Origin of the sequence: Pseudomonas quebecensis (genome assembly GCF_026410085.1) — a bacterium.
GTDB classification, from domain to species: Bacteria; Pseudomonadota; Gammaproteobacteria; order Pseudomonadales; family Pseudomonadaceae; genus Aquipseudomonas; species Aquipseudomonas quebecensis.
The window spans coordinates 3,826,682-3,849,692 of the sequence record NZ_CP112866.1 but is presented as its reverse complement, the minus strand read 5'-3'; the positions used below and the strand labels follow the sequence as shown (position 1 = coordinate 3,849,692).

The 23,011-nt window shown below is 61.4% G+C and carries 22 protein-coding genes; 10 read left to right on the top strand and 12 right to left on the bottom strand.

The window, feature by feature from the left end:
- Window positions 1-92: 92 nt before the first annotated feature.
- Complete coding sequence (locus OSC50_RS17945) at window positions 93-989, bottom strand: LysR substrate-binding domain-containing protein (protein WP_266248272.1); 897 nt, start codon at window positions 987-989, stop codon at window positions 93-95.
- A gap of 109 nt (window positions 990-1,098) precedes the next feature.
- Between OSC50_RS17945 and OSC50_RS17940 the strand changes: the two genes are divergently transcribed.
- The 8 genes from OSC50_RS17940 to rpoS all read left to right on the top strand — a co-directional run bounded on the left by OSC50_RS17940 (window position 1,099) and on the right by rpoS (window position 8,297).
- Entirely contained in the window at window positions 1,099-2,211 is a 1,113-nt protein-coding gene (locus tag OSC50_RS17940; RefSeq protein ID WP_181079301.1) for an S-(hydroxymethyl)glutathione dehydrogenase/class III alcohol dehydrogenase, read from the top strand.
- A 90-nt stretch (window positions 2,212-2,301) separates the two neighbouring features.
- A complete protein-coding gene (gene fghA, locus OSC50_RS17935; RefSeq protein WP_253510945.1) occupies window positions 2,302-3,147 on the top strand; it encodes an S-formylglutathione hydrolase in 846 nt (281 codons plus the stop codon).
- Window positions 3,148-3,201: 54 nt separating this feature from the next.
- A complete protein-coding gene (gene ispF / locus OSC50_RS17930) occupies window positions 3,202-3,675 on the top strand; it encodes a 2-C-methyl-D-erythritol 2,4-cyclodiphosphate synthase (RefSeq protein WP_253510949.1) in 474 nt (157 codons plus the stop codon).
- The gene (truD, locus tag OSC50_RS17925; protein WP_266248275.1) at window positions 3,672-4,730 is read left to right on the top strand and encodes a tRNA pseudouridine(13) synthase TruD; all 1,059 of its coding nucleotides are present in this window, start codon (window positions 3,672-3,674) and stop codon (window positions 4,728-4,730) included. The genes ispF and truD overlap by 4 nt, the downstream gene beginning before the upstream one ends.
- Window positions 4,718-5,467 (top strand): 5'/3'-nucleotidase SurE, encoded by a 750-nt coding sequence (gene surE, locus OSC50_RS17920; RefSeq protein ID WP_181079309.1) that lies wholly within the window; start codon window positions 4,718-4,720, stop codon window positions 5,465-5,467. Before truD ends, surE begins: the two co-directional genes overlap by 13 nt.
- A gap of 41 nt (window positions 5,468-5,508) precedes the next feature.
- Entirely contained in the window at window positions 5,509-6,144 is a 636-nt protein-coding gene (locus OSC50_RS17915; RefSeq protein WP_181079416.1) for a protein-L-isoaspartate(D-aspartate) O-methyltransferase, read from the top strand.
- 207 nt (window positions 6,145-6,351) lie between these two features.
- Window positions 6,352-7,188 (top strand): peptidoglycan DD-metalloendopeptidase family protein, encoded by an 837-nt coding sequence (locus OSC50_RS17910; protein WP_181079312.1) that lies wholly within the window; start codon window positions 6,352-6,354, stop codon window positions 7,186-7,188.
- Between the two features lie 104 nt (window positions 7,189-7,292).
- On the top strand, window positions 7,293-8,297 hold the full coding sequence (gene rpoS / locus OSC50_RS17905; protein WP_181079314.1) for an RNA polymerase sigma factor RpoS: 1,005 nt from the start codon (window positions 7,293-7,295) through the stop codon (window positions 8,295-8,297).
- A gap of 209 nt (window positions 8,298-8,506) precedes the next feature.
- On the opposite strand, the gene OSC50_RS17900 is transcribed toward rpoS, so the two are convergent.
- Entirely contained in the window at window positions 8,507-8,716 is a 210-nt protein-coding gene (locus OSC50_RS17900; RefSeq protein WP_002554837.1) for a cold-shock protein, read from the bottom strand.
- A 389-nt stretch (window positions 8,717-9,105) separates the two neighbouring features.
- Between OSC50_RS17900 and dcd the strand changes: the two genes are divergently transcribed.
- Window positions 9,106-9,672 (top strand): dCTP deaminase, encoded by a 567-nt coding sequence (dcd, locus tag OSC50_RS17895; RefSeq protein WP_034096266.1) that lies wholly within the window; start codon window positions 9,106-9,108, stop codon window positions 9,670-9,672.
- A 107-nt stretch (window positions 9,673-9,779) separates the two neighbouring features.
- Window positions 9,780-9,977 (top strand): hypothetical protein, encoded by a 198-nt coding sequence (locus OSC50_RS17890; protein WP_266248279.1) that lies wholly within the window; start codon window positions 9,780-9,782, stop codon window positions 9,975-9,977.
- A 21-nt stretch (window positions 9,978-9,998) separates the two neighbouring features.
- Here OSC50_RS17890 and pdeM read toward each other — a convergent pair whose 3' ends face one another.
- The 10 genes from pdeM to OSC50_RS17840 all read right to left on the bottom strand — a co-directional run bounded on the left by pdeM (window position 9,999) and on the right by OSC50_RS17840 (window position 22,902).
- Window positions 9,999-10,649 (bottom strand): ligase-associated DNA damage response endonuclease PdeM, encoded by a 651-nt coding sequence (pdeM, locus tag OSC50_RS17885; RefSeq protein WP_266248281.1) that lies wholly within the window; start codon window positions 10,647-10,649, stop codon window positions 9,999-10,001.
- Window positions 10,649-13,129 carry a ligase-associated DNA damage response DEXH box helicase gene (locus tag OSC50_RS17880; protein ID WP_266248283.1) on the bottom strand — a complete coding sequence of 827 codons (2,481 nt, stop codon included), beginning with the start codon at window positions 13,127-13,129 and terminating at the stop codon, window positions 10,649-10,651. Before OSC50_RS17880 ends, pdeM begins: the two co-directional genes overlap by 1 nt.
- A 57-nt stretch (window positions 13,130-13,186) precedes the next feature.
- On the bottom strand, window positions 13,187-13,951 hold the full coding sequence (locus OSC50_RS17875) for an ABC transporter ATP-binding protein (protein WP_016973168.1): 765 nt from the start codon (window positions 13,949-13,951) through the stop codon (window positions 13,187-13,189).
- A 13-nt stretch (window positions 13,952-13,964) separates the two neighbouring features.
- Complete coding sequence (locus tag OSC50_RS17870) at window positions 13,965-15,083, bottom strand: succinylglutamate desuccinylase/aspartoacylase family protein (protein ID WP_253510965.1); 1,119 nt, start codon at window positions 15,081-15,083, stop codon at window positions 13,965-13,967.
- A 9-nt stretch (window positions 15,084-15,092) separates the two neighbouring features.
- Window positions 15,093-15,803: an ABC transporter permease gene (locus OSC50_RS17865; RefSeq protein WP_181079329.1), complete on the bottom strand. Its 711-nt coding sequence runs from the start codon at window positions 15,801-15,803 to the stop codon at window positions 15,093-15,095.
- Window positions 15,800-16,528 (bottom strand): ABC transporter permease, encoded by a 729-nt coding sequence (locus tag OSC50_RS17860; protein ID WP_181079331.1) that lies wholly within the window; start codon window positions 16,526-16,528, stop codon window positions 15,800-15,802. Before OSC50_RS17860 ends, OSC50_RS17865 begins: the two co-directional genes overlap by 4 nt.
- 57 nt (window positions 16,529-16,585) lie before the next feature.
- Window positions 16,586-17,365 (bottom strand): transporter substrate-binding domain-containing protein, encoded by a 780-nt coding sequence (locus OSC50_RS17855; protein ID WP_181079334.1) that lies wholly within the window; start codon window positions 17,363-17,365, stop codon window positions 16,586-16,588.
- A gap of 201 nt (window positions 17,366-17,566) precedes the next feature.
- Complete coding sequence (locus OSC50_RS17850) at window positions 17,567-19,201, bottom strand: ATP-dependent DNA ligase (protein ID WP_253510971.1); 1,635 nt, start codon at window positions 19,199-19,201, stop codon at window positions 17,567-17,569.
- Window positions 19,198-20,202, bottom strand: coding sequence for a ligase-associated DNA damage response exonuclease (locus OSC50_RS17845; RefSeq protein WP_253510975.1), 1,005 nt, complete (start codon window positions 20,200-20,202; stop codon window positions 19,198-19,200). Before OSC50_RS17845 ends, OSC50_RS17850 begins: the two co-directional genes overlap by 4 nt.
- 258 nt (window positions 20,203-20,460) lie before the next feature.
- On the bottom strand, window positions 20,461-22,902 hold the full coding sequence (locus tag OSC50_RS17840) for a penicillin acylase family protein (protein WP_266248290.1): 2,442 nt from the start codon (window positions 22,900-22,902) through the stop codon (window positions 20,461-20,463).
- Between the last annotated feature and the right edge of the window lie 109 nt (window positions 22,903-23,011).

The window sequence follows — 23,011 nt, the reverse complement described above, 5'->3', positions numbered from 1 at the left end:
CTCCCACATTCGATCACGTTCTCCCCCAGGCAACTCGGTCAACTGTGGGAGCTAGGCTTGCCCGCAATGAGGCCCGCCCGGACACCCAATACTCAACCGCTGTACTCCGGCCGCTCGGCCAACCCCTCATTCAAAAAATCCACCAACTTCCTGACCTTTGGCGACAAATGTCGTTGCTGCGGATACAGCGCCCACACCGCGGTATTCGGTGGTTGATGCGCCTCCAGCAGCGACACCAACGCGCCGCTGTGCAAGTGCTCCAGCACGTAATAGTCCGGCAGTTGGCACAACCCGACCCCTTGCAGCGCCGCATCCAACACGGCTTGCCCACTGTTGCAGCGCCAGTTTCCCTGTACCCGTTGGGAAAATTCGCGCCCGTCCTGGGCCAGTTGCCAGATGTCCGAGCTGCCGATCAGGCAATTGTGCCGACTCAATTCCGACAAGCTATGCGGCCGGCCGTACCGGGCCAGGTAGGACGGTGACGCACACAGGTACATTCGCCGAGGCGCGAGGCGGCTGGCGACCATGCTTGAGTCTTGCAGGCGCCCCAGGCGAATCGCCAGATCGAGGCCTTCGTGCACCAGATCCAGTTGGCGGTTGCTCAGCTCGATATCCACCCGCAGTTGCGGATAAAGCCCCATGAATCGCGTCACCAATGGCACGATAAAACGCTCGCCGTAAGCCACGGCACAGGTCATGCGCAACATGCCCTTGGGTTCGCTGGTCAGGTCGCCCACCGCGCGCAAGGCTTCTTCGCGTCCATCCTGCAGGCGCTGGCAGTGTTGCAGAAAGGTCTGACCGGCCTCTGTCAGTGTGACCTTGCGGGTGCTTCGGTAGAGCAGCCGCGTCTGCAGCCGGTCTTCCAGGCGCGCAACTTGCCGGCTGATATGGGACGACGAAACCCCCAGGCGTTCGGCGGCGGCGGTGAACTGGTTGCATTCGGCGACCGCGACGAACTCATCGATGCCTTCCCAGCGGTTGTCCTGCATGGCGATTATCCCTGTACAGCAATAAAGTTTTGCTTTTGGTCGGATTATTAATCAGCCGGTCATGTTTTACACTCATCGCTTCAGTTTTCAACCCGATGGAGATTTCCGGATGATCAAGTCCCGCGCTGCCGTAGCCTTCGAAGCCAAGAAACCCCTTGAGATCGTAGAAGTGGATGTCGCCATGCCAAAGGCCGGCGAAGTACTGTTGCGCGTGGTCGCGTCCGGCGTGTGCCATACCGACGCCTATACGCTGTCGGGCGCCGATCCGGAAGGCATCTTCCCGTCCATCCTTGGCCATGAGGGCGGTGCGGTGGTCGAGGCCATCGGCGAGGGCGTGACTTCAGTAGCGGTGGGTGACCATGTGATCCCGCTGTACACCCCGGAATGCGGCCAGTGCAAATTCTGTCGCTCGGGCAAGACCAACCTGTGCCAGGCCATTCGCGCCACCCAGGGCAAAGGCTTGATGCCCGATGGCACTACGCGTTTCTCCTACAAAGGGCAGCCGATTTTCCACTACATGGGCACCTCGACGTTTTCCGAGTACACCGTGCTCCCGGAAATTTCCGTGGCCAAGATTCCTAAAGAAGCACCGTTGGAAAAGGTCTGCCTGCTCGGTTGCGGCGTCACCACCGGTATCGGTGCGGTGATCAACACCGCCAAGGTCAAGCCAGGCGACACCGTGGCCATCTTCGGCCTGGGGGGCATTGGCCTGTCTGCGGTGATCGGGGCGGTCAAGGCCAAGGCCGGACGTATCATCGCCATCGACATTAACCCGGCCAAGTTCGAAATCGCCAAGCAACTGGGTGCAACCGACTGCATTAACCCGAAAGACTACGACCGCCCGATCCAGGACGTGATCGTCGACCTGACGGATGGCGGCGTGGATTTTTCCTTCGAGTGCATCGGCAATGTCCAATTGATGCGAGCCGCGCTTGAGTGCTGCCACAAAGGCTGGGGCGAATCGGTGATCATCGGCGTAGCCGGGGCCGGCCAGGAAATCGCTACCCGTCCGTTCCAACTGGTCACCGGTCGCGTCTGGCGCGGTTCGGCGTTTGGCGGCGTACGCGGTCGCAGCGAATTGCCAAGCTACGTGGAAATGGCCCAGACCGGCGAAATCCCGCTGGATACCTTCATCACCCACACCATGGGCCTGGAAGATATCAACAAAGCGTTTGACCTGATGCATGAAGGCAAGAGCATTCGTACCGTCATTCACTTTTGAAGCAGCGGCGAGCGGCAAGCTATCAGCAGCAAGTGGGTGCACGCCTTACTTGCCGTTTGAAGCTTGCCACTTGCAGCTGGGAGCACTCCCATGACCCTGGAAAATATCTCCTGCCAGAAGAGTTTTGGCGGCTGGCACAAACGCTACAAACACAATTCCCACGTGCTCGGTTGCGACATGACCTTCGCCGTCTACCTGCCGCCGCAAGCGGAGCAGGGCGGCAAGCTGCCGGTGCTGTACTGGCTGTCCGGCCTGACCTGCACCGATGAGAACTTCATGCAGAAAGCCGGTGCCCAGCGCATGGCGGCGGAACTGGGGTTGATCATCGTGGCGCCGGACACCAGCCCCCGAGGCCCCGGCGTGCCGGGTGATCCTGACAACGCCTGGGACTTCGGCCTCGGCGCCGGCTTCTACCTGAACGCCACCCAGCAACCCTGGGCCAAGCACTATCGGATGCATGACTACGTGGTGCAGGAATTGCCGGCGTTGGTGGAGGCACACTTCCCGGCGTCCGATAAGCGCGGCATCAGCGGCCACTCCATGGGCGGACATGGCGCATTGGTGTGTGCGTTGCGCAACCCGGAGCGTTACCTTTCAGTGTCGGCTTTTTCGCCGATCAGCAACCCCATGGACTGCCCATGGGGCCAGAAAGCCTTTTCCCGCTACCTGGGCGAAGAACGTTCCAAATGGCGTGAGTGGGATGCCTGCGTGCTGATCAGCGAAACCTCGCACAAACTTCCATTGCTGGTAGATCAAGGCGATCGCGACGATTTCCTCGCCGTGCAGCTCAAGCCTGAAGCGCTGCGCCAGGCCGCGAAGGCGGCCAACCATCCGCTGGAACTGCGCCTGCAACCAGGCTACGACCACAGCTACTTTTTCATTGCCAGCTTCATCGAAGATCATCTGCGGCATCACGCACGTGCTTTGCTCGGTTAATGTGAGAAAAAAGTAGGTAGAATCACGCCCTGAATTAAATCGGGGCGTTTTTTTATGCGTATTGGCCACGGCTACGATGTGCACCGTTTCGCTGAGGGCGATTTCATTACCCTGGGCGGTGTGCGCATTGCGCACCACCACGGATTGCTGGCGCATTCCGACGGCGATGTCGTCCTGCATGCCTTGAGCGATGCATTGCTCGGCGCGGCGGCATTGGGTGATATCGGCAAGCACTTCCCAGACACCGACCCCACTTTCAAGGGCGCCGACAGCCGCGTGCTGCTGCGCCATGTGGTCGGCCTGATCCATGCCAAAGGCTGGAAGGTCGGCAATGTCGATAACACCATTGTCGCCCAGGCACCGAAAATGGCGCCCCATATCGAATCGATGCGTGCACTGATAGCCGCAGACCTGCAAATTGAAGTGGAACAAGTCAACGTGAAAGCCACCACCACCGAAAAACTCGGGTTCACCGGTCGTGAAGAGGGCATCGCGGTGCACTCCGTCGCCTTGTTGCTGCGCGCATGACTGACCTGCAACTGCTGGGCCCGCGGGCCTATGGCGAAGCGCTGGGCAGCGCGGTACTGAAAGCCACGGCCGAAGATTTCCAAGTGGACGAAGTGCTCGACATCCCGCTGACCGGCGAGGGCGAGCACCTGTGGCTGTGGGTGGAAAAGCGCGGCTTGAACACCGAAGAGGCGGCGCGGCGGATAGCCAAGGCGGCTGGCGTGCCGTTGCGCACTGTCAGCTATGCCGGACTCAAGGATCGCCAGGCGCTGACCCGACAGTGGTTCAGCGTGCAATTGCCGGGCAGGGCCGACCCGGACATGAGCGCGGCGCAAAACGACAGCCTCACCATCCTCAAAACCGCGCGCCATAAACGCAAGCTGCAGCGCGGCGCGCATTCGGCCAACGGCTTCACCTTGCGTCTGACTCAATTGGCCGCGGATACCGCCGCGATCGACGCCCGCTTGCAGCAGATCGCCAAGCACGGCATCCCCAACTATTTCGGTACCCAGCGCTTTGGGCATAACGGTGGCAACGTCGTCGACGCTCGCGACTGGGCGGCGCGCAAGGCCTTGCCCGAACAGCGCAATGTGCGCTCGCGGCTGTTGTCCACCGCGCGCAGTTTCCTGTTCAACAAAGTCCTGGCGGCGCGAGTCGCCGACGGCTCCTGGCAGCGCGCCCAGGTGGGCGATTTGCTCGCCTTTACCGACAGCCGCAGTTTTTTTCCGGCCGGTGAAGCCGAGTGCAGCGATCCGCGCCTGGCGATCCTGGACCTGCACCCGACGGGGCCGCAGTGGGGCGAGGGCGATTCACCTGCCGCGGGTGCCACCTTCGAGCTGGAACAGGCGGTCGCCGCCAGTGAGGCCGACCTGCGCGATTGGCTGGTCAAGGCGGGCATGAGCCAGGAACGTCGCATTCTTCGACTGCCCATTAGCGGGTTGACGTGGCATTATCCCCGGCCTGACATTCTGCAATTGGAATTCGTCCTGCCGGCCGGATGCTTCGCCACTGTCTTGGTGCGCGAGCTTGTTGATCTGGTGCCGGTGGGGCAGACGGACAGCCCATGCGTATTCTGATATCAAACGATGACGGTGCCACCGCACCCGGCCTTGCCGCGCTCCATGCCGCGCTGCAGGATTACGCCGAGTGCATAGTGGTCGCCCCCGACCAGGACAGGAGCGGCGCCAGCAGTTCGCTGACGCTCGACCGTCCCCTGCACCCGCAGGTTCTGGCCAATGGCTTTATCAGCGTGAACGGCACCCCTACCGACTGCGTACACCTGGCGATCAACAGCCTGTTGGAGCAGGAGCCGGATCTGGTGGTGTCGGGCATCAACCTCGGCGCCAACCTGGGCGATGACGTGCTGTATTCCGGCACCGTGGCCGCTGCCCTGGAAGGGCGTTTCCTGGGGCGCACCTCGTTCGCCTTCTCCTTCGCCTCACGCCAGCTCGACAACCTGCCGACCGCCGCCCATTTTGCGCGCCTGATGGTGGAGGCCCACGCTTCCTTGGACCTGCCGCCGCGCACGGTGCTGAACGTCAACGTTCCCAACCTGCCGTTGGACCATATTCGTGGTATCCAGCTCACGCGCCTGGGCCACCGCGCCCGCGCGGCGGCGCCGTTGAAGGTGGTGGACCCGCGTGGCAGGGAGGGTTATTGGATCGCGGCCGCCGGCGACGCCGAAGATGGCGGCCCCGGCACGGATTTTCACGCGGTAATGCAAGGTTATGTGTCGATTACACCATTGCAACTCGATCGCACCTTCAGTGATGCCTTCAGTGGTCTCGATGGCTGGCTGGAGGGGTTGCGCTGATGGCACGTGAACAAGACGATCTATTGCGTCGCGGCATCGGTATGACCTCCCAGCGTACCCGCGAGCGGCTGATCCAGCGTCTCTACGAAGAGGGACTGTCCAACGCCCAAGTGCTGGAAGTGATCCGGCGCACGCCGCGGCACCTGTTTGTCGATGAGGCCCTGGCCCATCGCGCCTATGAAGACACCGCGCTGCCCATCGGGCATAACCAGACGATTTCCCAGCCGTACATGGTGGCGCGCATGAGCGAGCTGCTGTTGGCGGCGGGCCCGTTGGACAAGGTGCTGGAAATCGGCACCGGTTCCGGTTACCAGACGGCGGTGCTGTCGCAGCTGGTGGAACGGGTGTTTTCGGTGGAGCGCATCAAGGTGTTGCAGGACCGCGCCAAGGAGCGCCTGGTTGAGCTGAACCTGCGCAACGTCGTGTTTCGTTGGGGGGACGGCTGGGAAGGCTGGCCGGCGCTGGCGCCGTATAACGGCATCATCGTCACCGCCGTGGCCACCGACGTGCCGCAGGCCCTGCTCGACCAATTGGCACCGGGTGGGCGCCTGGTCATTCCGGTCGGCTCCGGCGAAGTGCAGCAACTGATGCTTATCGTTCGTGAGGATGAAGGCTTTTCCCGGCATATCCTGGGAGCCGTGCGCTTTGTGCCGTTGCTCAACGGCCCGCTGGCCTGATCTATTTGCGCGGCCAGTGAATTCTGCTGGCGCGGATGTGTCTTACGGCGGGGTCTATGAAGTCAGCATGATGGGTGGATACATTCGGCACTCTCAAAGATTCGTTTCGCACGCGTGCCGGTAAAACTTCAATGCCCAGTTATACTTGCGTCATCTTTCCAGCCTGATACAGGCGTCCATGTTCAGCCACCACAAAGGGAGCGGCGGGTGAGTCTCACAGGTCTTGCGCAGCGTATGAGTAAAACAAGTTTTCAGCGACTGGTGCTTGGCCTCGTCTTCAGTTCCGTGTTGGTCGGCTGCTCCAGCTCGCCAAGCAGTGGCGCACGAGTCGTTGACCGCAACAGCTCGGTACCGCAAAAACCTACCGTCACCACTGGACAATACGTGGTACGCAAGGGCGATACGTTGTTCTCCATTGCCTTCCGTTATGGCTGGGACTACAAGGCGCTCGCAGCTAGAAACAATATTCCCGTGCCGTATACGATTCATCCAGGCCAGACCATTCGCTTCGATGGGCGTAGCGGTTCTGCGCCTACGACAGTTGTGACAACCTCTGGATCTTCGGCCTCGTCGTCCAGCAAAACCACCATCACTACGCGGCCTGCAGGCACGGCGGTGCCGACCCCCGCAAACAAGCCGGCGCCCGCGCCGTTGCCACCTGCGGGGCCTGCGCCGACCGGTTGGGGATGGCCCTCAAACGGAGTGTTGATTGGAAAATTCTCTTCAAACGGTAGTTTGAATAAAGGCATTGATATCGCCGGGGATTTGGGACAGCCTGTTTTAGCTGCGTCTGATGGGACAGTGGTGTACGCCGGGAGTGGTCTACGGGGTTACGGCGAACTCGTCATCATCAAACACAGTGACACCTACGTCAGTGCTTACGGTCACAACCGCAGGCTGTTGGTTCGGGAGGGACAGCAGGTCAAAGTCGGACAGACAATTGCCGAAATGGGGTCAACTGGTACGGACCGGGTGAAACTGCACTTTGAGATTCGCCGTCAAGGGAAGCCTGTAGATCCATTGCAATTCCTACCCCGTCGTTGATGTGTTGCCAGCCTGTTCCTAGCGTAGAAGGAACAGGCTCCAGCGTTGCCAAGGATAAAGGCGTCGCTTGAGCTTGAGGTCGAACTCACCAAAGGACTATAACAATGGCTCTCAGTAAAGAAGCGCCGGAGTTTGACATCGACGATGAGGTTCTCCTTATGGAGACCAGCATCGCTATGGAATCGATGTCGAATGAGGGACCTGCTACACCTTCAGTTCGAACCAAATCCAAGAACTCCTCCGCGTTAAAGCAACACAAATACATTGATTACACCCGGGCGCTTGATGCGACCCAGCTGTACCTCAATGAAATCGGCTTTTCCCCTCTGCTTACCCCTGAAGAGGAAGTCCATTTTGCGCGCTTGTCGCAAAAAGGCGATCCGGCTGGGCGCAAGCGCATGATTGAAAGCAACCTGCGGCTGGTAGTGAAAATTGCCCGGCGCTACGTCAATCGTGGGCTGTCCCTGTTGGACCTGATCGAGGAGGGCAATCTTGGCCTGATTCGAGCAGTGGAAAAGTTCGATCCTGAACGCGGCTTCCGTTTTTCGACCTACGCCACCTGGTGGATTCGTCAGACCATCGAACGGGCGATCATGAATCAGACCCGCACGATCCGGTTGCCGATCCATGTGGTCAAGGAGCTCAACGTCTATCTGCGGGCGGCGCGTGAGCTGACACAAAAACTCGATCATGAACCCTCACCCGAAGAAATCGCCAACCTGCTGGAAAAACCAGTAGCGGAGGTCAAGCGCATGCTTGGTCTTAACGAGCGCGTGTCTTCGGTCGACGTCTCGCTGGGTCCGGATTCGGATAAAACCCTGCTGGACACCCTCACGGATGATCGCCCTACAGACCCTTGTGAGCTGTTGCAGGACGATGATCTGTCCCAAAGCATTGACCAGTGGTTGTCTGAACTTACGGACAAACAACGTGAAGTGGTGATTCGCCGCTTCGGCCTGCGCGGCCATGAGAGCAGTACCTTGGAGGATGTAGGCCTGGAGATCGGTCTGACCCGCGAGCGGGTGCGGCAGATCCAGGTTGAAGGGCTCAAGCGCCTGCGTGAGATCCTGGAGAAAAATGGCCTGTCGAGTGAGTCGCTGTTTCAATAGCGTCTGCTTGAATGCCTGAATGTGGGAGGGGGCTTGCCCTCGATAGCGGTGTGACAGTCAATGCAAATGTGACTGCTGACCCGCCATCGGGGGCTAGCCCCCTTCCACATTTTTATTTTTCAAGCATCAAGTGGGTTTGGATACCAAATCCCAGGCATAAAAAAACCCCGCTTTTAAGGGCGGGGTCTTTTCGACTAAGTCAGTACAAGTTAGATAACTTGAACTTCTTCAGCTTGCATGCCTTTCTGACCGCGGGTAGCGATGAAAGAAACCTGTTGGCCTTCTTTCAGGCTTTTGAAGCCGTCGGATTGGATAGCTTTGAAGTGAACGAACAGGTCGTCACCGGATTGTGGAGTGATGAAGCCGAAGCCTTTTTCATCGTTGAACCACTTAACGGTACCAGTTTGGCGATTAGACATGGTGTATCTCCTTGGACAAAGTTAACTGCGACTCAGGAAAAGCCCTGGCCGAGACTGAGTGCAAAGAGCAGGAAAAATTCTTGGAGATGGTTGGATCGAAATTCAACATATCGTGTAGAGATTCTCAGTGACACAAGCAGCACAGTGGCGCCACCTTAACCCTTTTTCCGGAACGTGCCAATGGTATTTCCGAAGGTTTCTCTATTTTCGTGACTGGCGGTGGTATTTACCGACACCCCACGCAACGCGATGGCTCCCGGCCCCGCTGGCTGCGGCTCCAGGTCCAGGGCGCATTCATCAAGAAAACCCCCACGCCCTTTGAACCCCAACGCCGGCCCCGGTAAGATGCCTCACAGAATTTTTCCACCTCGCTATTCAGGACACCCGCCATGAGCATCAAATCGGACAAGTGGATTCGCCGCATGGCGCAAGAGCACGGCATGATCGAACCCTTTGTCGAGCGCCAGATGCGTGGAGAGGGCGCCGAACGCCTGATTTCGTACGGTGTGTCCAGCTACGGCTACGACGTGCGTTGCGCCGATGAATTCAAGGTGTTCACCAATATCAATTCGGCAACCGTCGATCCGAAAAACTTCGATGAAAAAAGCTTCGTCGATATCAAGAGCGATGTGTGCATTATCCCGCCGAACTCGTTCGCGCTGGCGCGCACCGTGGAGTTCTTTCGTATCCCGCGCGACGTGCTGACCATCTGCCTCGGCAAAAGCACTTACGCCCGTTGCGGCATCATCGTTAACGTGACCCCCCTTGAGCCGGAATGGGAAGGCCATGTGACGCTGGAGTTCTCCAACACCACCACGTTGCCGGCGAAAATCTACGCCAACGAAGGGGTGGCGCAGATGCTGTTCCTGCAGTCCGACGAGGCCTGTGAAGTGTCCTACAAGGACCGTGGCGGCAAGTATCAGGGCCAGCTCGGCGTCACGCTGCCGCGCGCTTGATCGAAAGCTCCGACACGCAAAGGGAATTAGTCTGAAGAAAGTGACTCTATTGGGTGTACTGCCTCGGCACGTGTAAAACGTGTCGAGCCACGCTTGAGGAGTACCTTATGAAGATCGACCCCCGAATCAGCGCAGAACTCGCTCGCCTTGAACCCAATCAGATTGGCGTTCTGGCATGGTCTCTGATGGCCGATCCTGCCTATGCGGGCGGCATCCCCGGCGAACCTGAGCCGGATTACCCGCAGCCCACCGAGCCCAGTGAGCCTACCCTGCCGGACGAGCCGCCACCCGCGCCCGTTGCTTGAAGCCTTTAGGGTTGGCCTGCATCACCTGACAGGCCATACCTCCTGATCGCCAATCACCAGAATCCGGTGGTTGGCGTCCGGCTCGACCGCATAGCCTCCTGTAAACGCCCCGAACGCCGGTAGCAGGCTGACCCGTGGCCCGAGCTGAAAGCAGGGCAGGCGCAGGCTCTGGCGCCCCTTGCCGCGCAAGCGGTACACCGGATGCACATGACCTGCCAGCACATGGTGGCTGGGATGAGCGTCGGGTTCGTGCTGCAAGGCAAACGGGCCCATCAACAGCGGTTCTGGCACCACGTCGATCCCGAGGTCGCCAGGCGGGTCACCCGCACGCTTATCGTGATTGCCGCGAATCAACGTCAGCGGCAGGTCACGATGCTGTTCGCGCCACGCTCGCAGGGCGCCCAACGTGCCGCTGGCATGGGAGCCTGGGCCGTGCAGGAAGTCACCCAGAAACACCACTCGCGCACAATCGAATGCCTCCAGCACCCGGTCCAGGCGCGCCAGGTTGTCGGTGGTGGTGCCCTGGGGCACCGGCTGTCCCAGGCTGCGATAGGCCGATGCCTTGCCAAAATGCGCGTCGGCGACCAGCAAGCACCGGCGCGCGGGCCAGTAGATGGCCTTCTGGGCCAGCAGCCATAGCTCTTCGCCTTCCAATTGAACTGAGCAATACATCAAGCTTTTCCGTTATCCGCGACTTTTTCCAAATCCTTGACCATCCGCGCGATGCGCTCCGAGAGTTTTTCCGAGCTCATACTTTCGCGCATGCGCTCAACCAGCAGCGGAAATGCCAGGGGCGTGGGCCGTTCAATCAGGTGCAGCTCCAGTGTCAGAGTGGACAGGTGCCGTAGCGCCGCTTCCAGTCGACGAATGTCCAATTCGTCGCGCAATACTTCTTCGCCGGCCTGAGCCAGTAACAGGTTGTGCGGGTCATACTGCTTGAACACTTCAAAGAACAAGCCGCTGGAGGCCTGCACTTGCCGGGTGCTTTTCGGCGCGCCGGGGTAGCCGGCAAACACCAGCCCGGCGATGCGCGCGATTTCGCGAAAGCGCCGCAGGGCCAGTTCACCGGCGTTCAGGCTGGCGGCGACGTCCTCCAGCAAGCGGTCCGGGCTCAGCAGCGGGGCGTTCAACAGCGCGGGCCAATCCACCGGAGTGGCGCTGAGCAATTCCAGGCCATAGTCGTTGACCGCGATGGAGAATGTGACGGGTTGCCCCTGGCTGACGCGCCACGCCAGCAAACTGGCCAGGCCCAGGTGCACCTGGCGCCCGGCGAACGGGTAAAGGAACAGGTGCCAACCCTCGCGGGATTTCAGGGCTTCGGCCAGCAAGTGCGCGCGGGTCGGCAGGCCGGACCAACGCAGCTGCGTCTGCAGGAGTGGTTGTACCGCCTGCATCTCCGGGCCGTCGAAGTGACCCTGGGCAGCGGCATCGAAGCGTTCCACCACGGCCTGGGCCAGTTCGTTGGAAAGGGGCATGCGCCCGCCATTCCAACGCGGCACTGCGGCCTTTTTGGCGGTACTGCGGCGTACGTAGGCGGTCATGTTTTCCACCCGCACCAGCTCCAACAAGCGACCGGCAAACAGGAAACCGTCCCCCGGTTTGAGTCGCGCAATAAAGCCTTCTTCCACACTGCCCAGGTTCTTGCCGCCACCGCCCTTGCTCCAGAATTTAAGCTGGATGCTCGCATCGCTGACGATAGTGCCCACGCTCATGCGATGGCGCCTGGCCAACCGTGCATCCGGCACCCGCCAGATGCCGTGCTCGTCGGGCTCCACGCGGCGGTAATCCGGGTAAGCGGTCAGTGATAAGCCGCCGTGGCGCACAAAGCCCAGGGCCCAGGCCCAGTCGGCGTCAGTGAGGTCGCGATAGGCCCAGGCGCCGCGTACTTCCTCCAGCAACGATGCGGGCATAAAGCCGCCACCCAAGGCCATACTCACCAAGTGTTGTACGAGCACATCCAGTGGTTTGTAAGGAGATTCCCTGGCTTCGATGCGTCGCTCGGCAATTGCATCCTGCGCCGCCGCGGCTTCGATCAGTTCCAGGCTGTGAGTCGGCACCAGCGTCACCCGCGACGGCCGCCCGGGTGCGTGGCCGGAGCGCCCGGCGCGCTGCATCAGGCGCGCCACGCCCTTGGCCGAACCGATCTGCAGCACGCGCTCGACCGGCAGGAAATCCACCCCCAGGTCCAGGCTCGAGGTGCACACCACCGCCTTGAGTTGCCCGTCTTTCAGCGCCCGTTCGACCCAGTCGCGCGTCTCCCGGGACAACGAACCATGGTGAAGGGCTATCACTCCGGCCCAATCCGGCCGCGCATCGAGCAATGCCTGGTACCAGATTTCCGACTGTGCCCGGGTGTTGGTGAACACCAGGCAACTGCTGCTGGTGTCCACCTCGGCCACCACCTGCGGCAGCATTTTCAAACCAATATGTCCGGCCCAGGGGAAGCGCTCGGCCACGGGTGGCAACAGCGTATCGACGTGCAGCGCCTTGGCCGTTTGCCCCTGCACATTGATTCCTCCGCCTTGTGGGACCAGTACCTCCAAGGCGTGGGATTGATTGCCCAGCGTCGCGGAAATCCCCCACACCAGCAATTCAGGCTGCCAACGTCGCAAGCGCGCCAGGGCCAGTTGCAACTGCACCCCGCGTTTGTTGCCGATCAGTTCGTGCCATTCATCCACTACCACCATGCGCACATGGGCCAGGCTGGCTTCGCTGTCGGCGCGGGCCAGCATCAGGGTCAGGCTTTCCGGGGTGGTGACCAGTGTGGTCGGCTGGCGACGGGTTTGTCGGGCGCGTTCGGCACTGCTGGTGTCGCCGGTGCGCAGGCCGACACTCCACGGGATTTGCAACGCCGCCAGCGGCGCTTCCAAGGCGCGCGCGGTGTCGGCGGCGAGGGCTCGCATCGGCGTGATCCACAACACCGTCAGCGGCTCGGCCGGTGGCTTGCGTTTGCCGGTGGCCGGTGGGCGCGTGATGGCGAAGCGATTGAGCGCGGCAAACCACAGTGCGTAAGTCTTGCCGGCACCGGTGCTGGCATGCAGCAAGCCGGAATTTCCCTCCTTGACCGCCGTCCACACGGCTTTTTGGAAGGCGAACGGTTTCCAGCCTTTGGCGGCGAACCATTGCCTGGCGAAGTCGTGGGGTTTTGCCATGCGGCGGCTGACGCTCTGGAGGGCTTATTCCACAGACCCCCCAGGCATCACAAAGGTTTACTTCAAATTACCGCTCAGGAACTGTTGCAGGCGTTCGCTCTTGGGGTTGCCCAGCACGTCTTCCGGCGCGCCTTGCTCCTCCACCAGGCCTTTGTGCAGAAACAGCACCTGGCTGGACACTTTGCGCGCAAAGCTCATTTCGTGGGTGACCATGATCATGGTGCGGCCTTCCTCCGCCAGGCCCTGGATCACCTTCAGCACTTCGCCCACCAGTTCCGGATCGAGGGCCGAGGTGGGCTCGTCGAACAGCATCACCTCCGGCTCCATCGCCAATGCGCGGGCGATGGCGACGCGCTGTTGCTGCCCGCCGGAGAGAAACGCCGGGTACTGATCGGCCACGCGAGCCGGCAGGCCGACCTTGTCCAGGTAACGGCGGGCGCGGTCTTCGGCGTCCTTCTTACTGCAGCCCAGCACCCGGCGCGGAGCCATGGTGATGTTCTCCAGCACGCTCATGTGGCTCCACAGGTTGAAGTGCTGGAACACCATCGCCAGCCGCGTGCGCAAGCGTTGCAGTTCGGCGTCGTCGGCCACGCGCATGCCGTGGCGGTCGCTGACCATGCGGATCGGCTGGCCGTCGAGGGTCATGGCGCCATCGTTGGGCGTTTCCAGAAAATTGATGCAACGCAAAAAGGTGCTCTTGCCCGAGCCGCTCGCGCCGATCAGGCTGATCACGTCACCGGTCCTGGCCTTGAGCGAAACACCTTTGAGCACCTCATTGTCGCCATAGCTTTTATGCAGGCCTTCAACGGTCAATTTGTACATGGGGCGTGCATCCTCAAGGCGAAAGTAGATAGCCGCTGCGGTAGGCTTCGGTGCCTGCGACATGGCCGATGACCATCCCGGCAGTGGCCATGCGGCGCAGCGAACGGGCGTAAAGCAGGCCGGCCGTGCGGCAGCGCACGGGCGTTACGCGGTCGGTAATGGGGTCGATGATTTCAGCGAGCAATTGCCCGGCTTCCAGGTACTCGCCGGGTAGGGCGGCAAACACCAGCAAGCCGCCCACCGGCGTGGCCACCGGCTCCACGCCGGCCAGCGGGGTGGCCGGGTAGGGCAGCTCGGGCAGGGGCGGTGCGTCGCCGGCGATGGCGCCGAAGCGGATCAGATAATCGATGATCGCCTGGCTGTCGAGGCTCGCCAGGCCATGGTTGACGTCGCCCTGGCCGCGCAGTTCGACGGTCACCGACAAACTGCCCAAGGGGATCGGAAACCGCGCGCCGAAGCGCTGCTGCAACTGCCACCACACCAGGCTGAAGCATTCGTCGAAGGACTGGCCGCCCGAGTCCGTGGCCAGCAGGTTGGCCTCCGAGCCAAGGTAGCGCGCCAACGCTTCGACCTGGGGCCAGGCTTCAGGTGTGGTGTACAGATGCGCCACCGCTTCGAAATCGCAGTGCAGGTCCAGCACCAGATCGGCGTCGCAGGCCAGGCGTTGCAGCACCAGGCGCTGGGACTGCAACTGGGTCGTTGCGCTTTGCCCGGCCAGGGTGCTGACCAGGGCGGCACGGATCACTCGCACGTTGTGCTGCGGATCGTCGCCGAGCAACGCTTGGACCTGATTGCCTACCTCGTCACTGAGGTCGACGAACAGCCGATTGAAGTTCTGTCCGCTCTCCAGTTCATAGCGGCCCAGCGGGGTGTCCATCAACACCTGTTCCAGGCCCGCCGGGTTGGCGACCGGCACCAACACGATTTCGCTGCGCAGGCGCCCGGCGGCGGCCAGTTCGGCCAGGCGCGCCTTTAAATGCCAGGCCACCAGCATGCCCGGCAATTCGTCGGCATGCAGCGACGCCTGGAGGTAGACCTTGCCGTGGCTGTGTTCCGGGCCAAAGTGAAAACTGTGGATCTGCCGCGCGGTGCCGGGCACCGGCGCGATCAATTGATGAATCCGATGACGCATGAACGCTCCTTAGTGGCTGGGGCCGAGAAACGCCAGCCAACGCCGCTCCGCCAGGCGAAACAGGCCGACCAGGGCGAAGGTCACGGTCAGGTAGATCAGCGCGGCAATACCGAATGACTGAAAGGTCATAAAGGTGGCCGAGTTGGCGTCCCGAGCCACCTTGAGGATGTCCGGAATCGTCGCGGTAAACGCCACTGTGGTCGAGTGCAGCATCAGGATCACTTCGTTGCTGTAGTACGGCAGCGACCGGCGCAGCGCCGAGGGCATGATCACGTAGGCATACAGCTTCCAGCCGCTGAGCCCGTAGGCCTTGGCGGCTTCGACCTCGCCGTGGGCCATGCTGCGGATCGCGCCGGCGAAGATCTCCGTGGTGTAGGCGCAGGTGTTGAGGGCAAAGGCCAGGATGGTGCAGTTCATCGCATCGCGGAAAAACGCGTCCAGCACCGGTTGCGCGCGCACGGCGGCAATGCTGTAGATGCCGGTGTAGCAGATCAGCAGCTGTATATAGAGCGGCGTGCCGCGAAACAGGTAGGTGTAGAACTGCACCGGCCAGCGCACCAGCGGGTTGCGCGAGACGCGGGCAATGGACAGCGGGATCGACACCAGAAACCCGATGACCAGTGCGGCGCTGAGCAGCCACAGGGTCATGGCCAGGCCGGTGACGTGCTGGCCGTCGCTATACAGAAACGGGCGCCAGTATTCCTGCAGGAGTTCGATCATCGCACGGCCTCCCGGGCGCCAGCGGAGTAGCGGCGTTCAAGACGGCGCAGGACAAAGTTGGAGGCACTGGTGATCAACAGGTAGATCAACGCGGCCAGTACCAGGAAGTAGAACAGCTGATAAGTGCTTTTGCCGGCATCCTGTGCCGCCTTGACCAAGTCCGCCAGGCCGATGATCGACACCAGCGCGGTGGCCTTGAGCATCACCATCCAGTTATTGCCGATGCCCGGCAGGGCAAAGCGCATCATCTGCGGGAAAGTCACGTAGCGAAACCGCTGGCCGCGCTTGAGCCCGTAGGCGGTGGCGGCTTCCAGTTGGCCACGGGGTACGGCGAGAATCGCGCCGCGAAACGTCTCGGTGAAGTAGGCACCGTAGATAAAGCCCAGGGTGATTACCCCGGCGCTGAATGGGTCGATCTCGATGTACTCCCATTCCATCAAGTCGGTCAGACCAGTGAGCCAGGTTTGCAGGCTGTAGAAAATCAACAGCATCAGCACCAGGTCGGGTACGCCGCGGATCAGCGTGGTGTAGAGCTGCGCGGGGATACGCAGAAAGGGCAGGCTGGACAGTTTGGCGCTGGCGCCGAGCAACCCCAGCAATACGCTGACGGCCAGGGACAGCACCGACAATTTGATGGTCATCCAGGTGCCTTGCAGCAACAGCGGGCCGAAACCCTTCAAGCTGAGTGCGCTCAGCCCGAGGGTTTGCAACAGTTCTTCGAACATAAATCGGGACCTATGGCGATAAAAAAGCGCCCCTGAATAAACAGGGGCGCCCAGGCATTATTTGCCGCTGTACAGGTTCAGATCGCCAAAGTGTTTCTTCTGAATGGTGGCGTAGGTGCCATCATCGTGTAACGCTTTGATACCTTTATCCAAAAGGGCCTTCAACTCAGTGTTACCTTTTTTGATACCGACGGCGGTTTTGGACGGCAGCAAAGGGTCGTCGATGGCCGCGCTGACTTCATAGCCGGCGCCGGCCGGCGACTTCAAAAAGCCCAGTTCGGCTTGCAGCATGTCTTGTACCGAAGCGTCGAGGCGGCCGGAGGTCAAGTCAGCGTAAACCTGGTCCTGGTTCGCGTAGGCCTTGGTGGTTACACCGGCTTTATCCAGTACGGCCTTGGCGTAGGCTTCCTGAATGGTGCCTTGCTCGTAGCCAACGGTTTTGCCCTTGAGCGACTCCGGCGTGGAGTAGCCCGCGCCTTTCTTGAACACCAGCGAGGTCGGGCCGGAGAACAGCTCGTTGGAGAAGTCGATGGCCTTCATGCGGGCATCGGTGACGGTCATGGACGAAATCACGCCGTCGAATTTGTTGGCCTTGAGACCCGGAATCATGCCGTCGAAATCGCTTTCGACCCACTTGCACTTGACCTTCAGCTCGGCGCAGATGGCATTGCCCAAGTCGATATCGAAGCCCACCAGGCTGCCGTCGGCCGCCTTGGATTCGAACGGGGCGTAGGACGGGTCGACACCAAAACGCAATTCCTTGTATTCCTTGGCCAGCGCGGTACCGGCGGCCATGCACAGAGCCAGTGCAGAAAGGGTCAGCAATGCTTTTTTCATTATGTAATCCCTTGAAACCAAGATAAGCGCTTGTGGCGCGATTAGGACTGTTACTGAACGGTGTCAGACGGATCCCAAGTAGCAATTTCTGCACCATAGTTCCGAATGAGCGTTTTAAAAGGTAGGAAGGTAGCGTCGAGAGTGTAGGAGATGCCCAAAAATGGGCACCGATTTTTCAATGCACCATTTAGGGGATTTGTCTCAGGCCAACAGGTCCTGCAAGGTCGCGAGGTTGTCGGCGTCTTCCACACTTTTATCCTGGCGCCAGCGCAACATTCGCGGGAACCGTACCGCAATCCCGCTTTTATGGCGCTTGGACAGGGCGATGCCCTCAAACCCCAACTCGAACACCATGCTCGGCGTGACGCTGCTGACCGGGCCGAATTTTTCCACGGTGGTCTTGCGCACGATGGCATCGACCTTGCGCATTTCCTCGTCGGTCAGCCCGGAGTAGGCCTTGGCGAACGGCACCAGCGTGCGTTCGCTGCCCGGCGGGCCATCCCACACCGCAAAGGTGTAGTCGCTGTAAAGGCTGGCGCGCCGCCCGTGGCCGCGCTGGGCGTAGATCAGCACCGCGTCGACGCTGAACGGGTCGACCTTCCATTTCCACCACACGCCCATGTCCTTGGTGCGGCCCACGCCGTAAAGGCCGTCGCGTGCCTTGAGCATCATGCCTTCCACCCCCAGCCTTCGCGAATCCTCGCGCTGCTGCGCCAGATCCTGCCAGGTCGCGCCCGTCAGCAGCGGCGAAGGCAGCAGCACGGGTTGGTTGCACTGGGCGATCACCTGTTCCAACTGTGCCCGGCGCTCGGCCTGGGGATGGTTGCGCCAATCGTGACCCTGGTGTTCCAGCAGGTCATAGGCGAGCACTGCCACTGGCGCGTCTTCCAGGACTTTTTTGCTCAGGGTCTTGCGACCGATCCGCTGTTGCAGCAGGGCAAAAGGTTGCACTGCGTCCTTCCACACCACGATCTCGCCGTCGATCACCGTGCCGTCGGGCAGGCCGCTCACCAGGCTGTGCAGTTCAGGAAAACGCTCCGTCACCAGCTCTTCGCCTCGGGACCAGACCCACAGGCGGCCCTCGCGCTTGACCACTTGCGCGCGAATGCCGTCCCACTTCCACTCCACCTGCCAGTCGCTGGGTGAACCAAGCAAGGTGTCGAATTGCTCCACCGGTTGCGCCAGGCCATGGGCCAGAAAAAACGGATACGGCTGCCCGCCACGTTGAGCGTGTTCGTCCGAAGATTCGGCGGCGATCAGCTTCAGATACCCTTGCGGCGTAGGGCGATTGGACAGATCGGTGTAGCCCACCAGCCTTTGTGCCACGCGCTTGCTGTCCAACCCGGCCATCGCCGCGAGGGCGCGGGTGACCAGCAGTTTGGACACCCCCACACGGAAGCTGCCGGTGATCAGCTTGATACACACCATCAGGCTCGGTTGATCCAGTTGCGCCCACAGCGCCGGCAAGCGTTCGGCCAGCTCCGCCGGCGGCAGGCCACGTAAGGGCAGCAGTTTTTCCTCCAGCCACACGGCCAGGCCGTCCTCTGAGGTGTAGGGCGACTCCGGCAGCAGCAGGGAAACTGTCTCGGCCAGGTCGCCCACCGATTGGTAGCTTTCTTCGAACAGCCACGGCTCGATGCCCGACGCCTCGGTGGCCATGTCACGCAGCAGGCGGGTCGGCACCAGTTGCCGTGGCCGCCCACCGGAGAGGAAATACACCGCCCACGCGGCGTCGGCCGGCGGGGCCTGGCGGAAGTAGGTTTGCAAAGCGGCAAGCTTGGCGTTGCTGGAGGTGGTGGCGTCGAGGTTGGCGTACAGCTCGGCGAAGGCCTTCATGCCGAGACCTCTTCTTCGTCGTCCCCGTATTCGGTGGTGAAGCCCTGGGCATCCAAGCCTTTTTCACGCAGATGGCGAACCAGGACGCCGACGGAGCCGTGGGTCACCATCACCCGCTCGGCGCCGGTTTGCTCGATGGCCCACAACAGGCCCGGCCAGTCTGCGTGGTCCGACAGGACAAAACCGCGATCCACTCCGCGCCGCCGTCGGGTGCCGCGCAGGCGCATCCAACCGCTGGCGAAGGCATCGCTGTAATCGCCGAAGCGGCGTATCCATGTGCCGCCGCCGGTGGAGGGCGGCGCGATGATCAGCGCCTGGCGCAGCAGCGGGTCGTTTTTCTTGAAATCGCCGGCGTACAGGGTTTCGGGGATATAGATGCCGGCATCGCGATACACCCGGTTCAACGGCTCGACCGCGCCGTGGCAGAGGATCGGGCCGATGCTGGCGTCGATGCCATGCAGGATGCGCTGGGCTTTGCCGAAGGAATAACAGAACAACACGCTGGCTTTGCCGTTGGCGATATTCCCACGCCACCACTCGTTGATTCCCGCAAAGATCTGCGCCTGCGGCTGCCAGCGGTAGATCGGCAGGCCGAAGGTGGATTCGGTAATAAACGTGTGGCACTGCACCGGCTCGAAGGGCGCGCAGGTGCCATCGGGCTCGACTTTATAGTCGCCGGACGCTACCCAGACTTCGCCCTGATATTCGAGGCGCACCTGGGCCGAACCGAGTACATGCCCCGCCGGATGGAAACTCAAGGTTACCCCGTGGTGCACCAGACGTTCGCCGTAGGGCAAGGTCTGCAGGTTGATGTCCTGCCCCAGTCGCGAGCGCAGGATACCTTCGCCGGGCGCGGCTGCGAGGTAGTGGGTGTTGCCGGTGCGGGCATGGTCGCCATGGGCGTGGGTGATTACGGAGCGTTCCACCGGGCGCCAGGGGTCAATGTAGAAATCCCCGGCGGGGCAATAGAGGCCTTCGGGGCGGGCGATGACAAGGTCCATGGGATGACCGCAAGAGGGGCTTGTTACTTATGAGGCAGGGGCGAGCGCAGAAGTTCTATCTGAATGCATGTGGATCCTGGTTGTTCCAGCAGGCTACCGATGATCAACGGCGAAACCGGCTGATCGTACTTCAATAGACGTTCGACACTGGCTGAAAAGGTGGGAGGGGCATAGGCATCTGCATCAATCTAAAGGCAGACACCTGACTCTGTGGTGAGCCGGTTTACCACAACAAGCCCCTCCTGCATTTTCCAGCGTTTACTTGCCTGGGGTCAGGGTCAGGCGGGTCTTGCCGTACACCTTGTCGAAGTTCTGCGGCTGCATCGGGAAGCTCAGGTATTGCGCCTTGAGCGACGGGTCGATGCCATTGGCATAGTTCGGACTGGCCGGGTTACCGGATTGGCCGATGCCACCCTGGCCCATCATCGGTTCCGCCAGGCCGAAGTCGACGATCATGCGCAATGCCGACACCTGGGTAGTGTTGAAATCCTGGCCCCAACTGTAAGGCGCCGAGTTCAAGGTGTTATGGTCGCCGCCACTGGCCAGCGGCCCACGGATCACTTGGCCTTGCGCGTTTTTCCAGGTGGTGCTGTGCAACTTGCCCCACTGCCACGCCTTGTGGTCCGTACCCAGTTGGCTGTCGCCAGCGGTAATGGCGGCCGCCAGGCTGCGTGCGAGGATCGTCGGCTTGTCTTCCTTCTGTGCGGTGCGCACGTCGTCCCAGAACGGGCTGTCTTCACGGCCCAGCAGGTGGTCGGCCTGGGCGGCGTAGGAGAGGCCGGCGTTGCTCACGAAGGCTTTCCAGCTGGCGCTGTTTTCCGGGCCGAGTTCGTCGAGAAAGATCTGTCGGGTGCTCTCCTGCAGGAACAGTTCGTAGAGCGCTGCGTCCGAGGACGTCGATACCAGGCGACCATCGAATGCCATCAAGCGCTTCAGCGCTTCCCGTGCCTTGGCCTGCTCGGCGGCCGGCAACCCATCCATCGCCTGCTTCAATGGCTGGGTCATGCCCGGCGCCTGGAACATGCTCTTGAGCTTGGCGGCGAAGGCCGTGGTCTGGTCGTATTGCATGGCGATCACGCTGCGGCTGTCGTGTTTGCCGGCATTGGCCAGTTGCGCCAGGCGTTCGCTGCGCTCCGGCGCATCCCAGGAGTTGGATAGCTGCATGCCATAGCCGCGTGGCGCGGTGCGCTGGTTGGCGGTGCCGATCCAGCCCTGGGGCGGGTCCTGATCATAGGGGTGCAGCATCGCATCGGCGTAACCGTCCCAGTCAAAGCGACCCTCCCAGCCCGGCGACGGCAACAGGCCTTCACCTTCACGGCGGTTGGGAAAGCGACCGGTGACCTGCCAGCCGATATTGCTGGCGTCGGCGAAGATCATGTTCAGGGCGATCGCGCGGATTTCCCGGGTGGCGTCCGAGGCTTTACCGGCATTTTGCGCGCGGGACAGGTCGAAGAACGCGTCCAGGCTCTTATCATCTTTGAAGTCGGCGCTTTGCAGGGCCAGGCCCAAACCGCTGGTCAAGGCCTGGCTGCTGTTGAGCAGAGCACCGTGGCGGGTTTCGTAGACGACTTCGCGGATCGAGCGTTGGCCCTTGATAAAGAAGGTTTCGTTACGCACGCCGGCCGGCAGCCATTTGCCGTTGTTTTCGTAATACAGGGCGGAGCCCTGGCGTTTGACCTTTTCCAGGAACAGGTCCTGGGTGTCGCCCTTGACCGCGCTCATGCTCCACGCCACTTTGCCGTTGAACCCGGACAGCAGTGTGGGCAGCCCGGCAATCGAGGCACCCACGGCCTGGTATTTCGGGGCGCGGATCTGCACGTAGCTCCACGGCGACGGTGCCTGTGGCTGGGCTGCGAAATCGCTGGCCAGCAGGCTCTTGCCGGCGCGGCTGCGCTGCGGACCGATGGCCCAGTTGCTTGACGTGGTGACCGCCAGCGCGTTGAGGCTGCTCAACTGCTGACTGACCGCGTCGAGTCCCACCAGGCCGGTGATCTGGCCCAGATTGATGCCTTTGAGTTTGTCGGCTTCGGCCAGTGGGATCGGCTCATCCGGCGCGCTTGGTGTAAGCCAGGCGAGCTTGTCGACGCCAACTTTCTGCGCCAGCACCAGGGACGCCAATTCCTCCTGCAGGTTGGCCGACTCGCTGAAATTGAGCAGGCAGAACAGCAGTGCGGAATCTTCCGGTTTCCAGTACTCGGGCGTGTAGCCGGTCTGGGCCAGATCCGGCGGCAGCTTGTCGCGGTAGCGGAACAGATAGGCATTGACACCGCGGGCGTACACTTCGAAGAACCGCTTGAGGCGCGGCGACGAGGCGTTATACAGCTCGCCGGCACTTTTTTTCAGGTTGACCGCTCGCATAAAGCGGTCCACGTCCAACACCTCAGGGCCCGACATTTCCGCCAGACGGCCCTGGGCCAGCAGGCGCAGGGTGACCATCTGCTGGATCCGGTCGCTGGCGTGCACGTACCCAAGGCTGAACAGCGCATCGTGGAAGGTGTTGCTTTCGATCAGCGGCATGCCCTGGGCATTGCGGCGTACCGACACATTCTGGGCCAGGCCCTTGAGCGGCTGTACGCCGGCCACCGGCGGCAGGGTGTCCTGGGTGCTTTGGAGTTGGCAACCGGCCAGGCTCAATGCACTGGCCACTGCCGCGGCAACGCCGAACCGGGGAAGAAAATGTGAAAGGGCTGGCGAGGCCATGGCAAAGCTCCTGCGGGGGGTAGCGTCAGTAAAGGCGCTACGTTAGTGAGCGCGGTGAAACGACGCAAGCAGGAGTTGTGTAATTGCGTAAGCCTTGGGCAAAACAGTG

Excerpts from the sequence above, each read along its gene's own strand:
- OSC50_RS17945 (WP_266248272.1), bottom strand. The coding sequence starts at position 989 with ATGCAGGACAACCGCTGGGAAGGCATCGATGAGTTCGTCGCGGTCGCC.
- OSC50_RS17865 (WP_181079329.1), bottom strand. The coding sequence starts at position 15,803 with ATGATCGAACTCCTGCAGGAATACTGGCGCCCGTTTCTGTATAGCGAC.
- OSC50_RS17890 (WP_266248279.1), top strand. The coding sequence starts at position 9,780 with ATGAAGATCGACCCCCGAATCAGCGCAGAACTCGCTCGCCTTGAACCC.
- OSC50_RS17845 (WP_253510975.1), bottom strand. The coding sequence starts at position 20,202 with ATGGACCTTGTCATCGCCCGCCCCGAAGGCCTCTATTGCCCCGCCGGG.
- rpoS (WP_181079314.1), top strand. The coding sequence starts at position 7,293 with ATGGCTCTCAGTAAAGAAGCGCCGGAGTTTGACATCGACGATGAGGTT.
- OSC50_RS17915 (WP_181079416.1), top strand. The coding sequence starts at position 5,509 with ATGACCTCCCAGCGTACCCGCGAGCGGCTGATCCAGCGTCTCTACGAA.
- OSC50_RS17850 (WP_253510971.1), bottom strand. The coding sequence starts at position 19,201 with ATGAAGGCCTTCGCCGAGCTGTACGCCAACCTCGACGCCACCACCTCC.
- pdeM (WP_266248281.1), bottom strand. The coding sequence starts at position 10,649 with ATGTATTGCTCAGTTCAATTGGAAGGCGAAGAGCTATGGCTGCTGGCC.
- OSC50_RS17870 (WP_253510965.1), bottom strand. The coding sequence starts at position 15,083 with ATGCGTCATCGGATTCATCAATTGATCGCGCCGGTGCCCGGCACCGCG.
- OSC50_RS17900 (WP_002554837.1), bottom strand. The coding sequence starts at position 8,716 with ATGTCTAATCGCCAAACTGGTACCGTTAAGTGGTTCAACGATGAAAAA.
- OSC50_RS17880 (WP_266248283.1), bottom strand. The coding sequence starts at position 13,129 with ATGGCAAAACCCCACGACTTCGCCAGGCAATGGTTCGCCGCCAAAGGC.
- OSC50_RS17875 (WP_016973168.1), bottom strand. The coding sequence starts at position 13,951 with ATGTACAAATTGACCGTTGAAGGCCTGCATAAAAGCTATGGCGACAAT.
- surE (WP_181079309.1), top strand. The coding sequence starts at position 4,718 with ATGCGTATTCTGATATCAAACGATGACGGTGCCACCGCACCCGGCCTT.
- ispF (WP_253510949.1), top strand. The coding sequence starts at position 3,202 with ATGCGTATTGGCCACGGCTACGATGTGCACCGTTTCGCTGAGGGCGAT.
- OSC50_RS17940 (WP_181079301.1), top strand. The coding sequence starts at position 1,099 with ATGATCAAGTCCCGCGCTGCCGTAGCCTTCGAAGCCAAGAAACCCCTT.
- OSC50_RS17860 (WP_181079331.1), bottom strand. The coding sequence starts at position 16,528 with ATGTTCGAAGAACTGTTGCAAACCCTCGGGCTGAGCGCACTCAGCTTG.
- dcd (WP_034096266.1), top strand. The coding sequence starts at position 9,106 with ATGAGCATCAAATCGGACAAGTGGATTCGCCGCATGGCGCAAGAGCAC.
- OSC50_RS17855 (WP_181079334.1), bottom strand. The coding sequence starts at position 17,365 with ATGAAAAAAGCATTGCTGACCCTTTCTGCACTGGCTCTGTGCATGGCC.
- OSC50_RS17840 (WP_266248290.1), bottom strand. The coding sequence starts at position 22,902 with ATGGCCTCGCCAGCCCTTTCACATTTTCTTCCCCGGTTCGGCGTTGCC.
- truD (WP_266248275.1), top strand. The coding sequence starts at position 3,672 with ATGACTGACCTGCAACTGCTGGGCCCGCGGGCCTATGGCGAAGCGCTG.
- fghA (WP_253510945.1), top strand. The coding sequence starts at position 2,302 with ATGACCCTGGAAAATATCTCCTGCCAGAAGAGTTTTGGCGGCTGGCAC.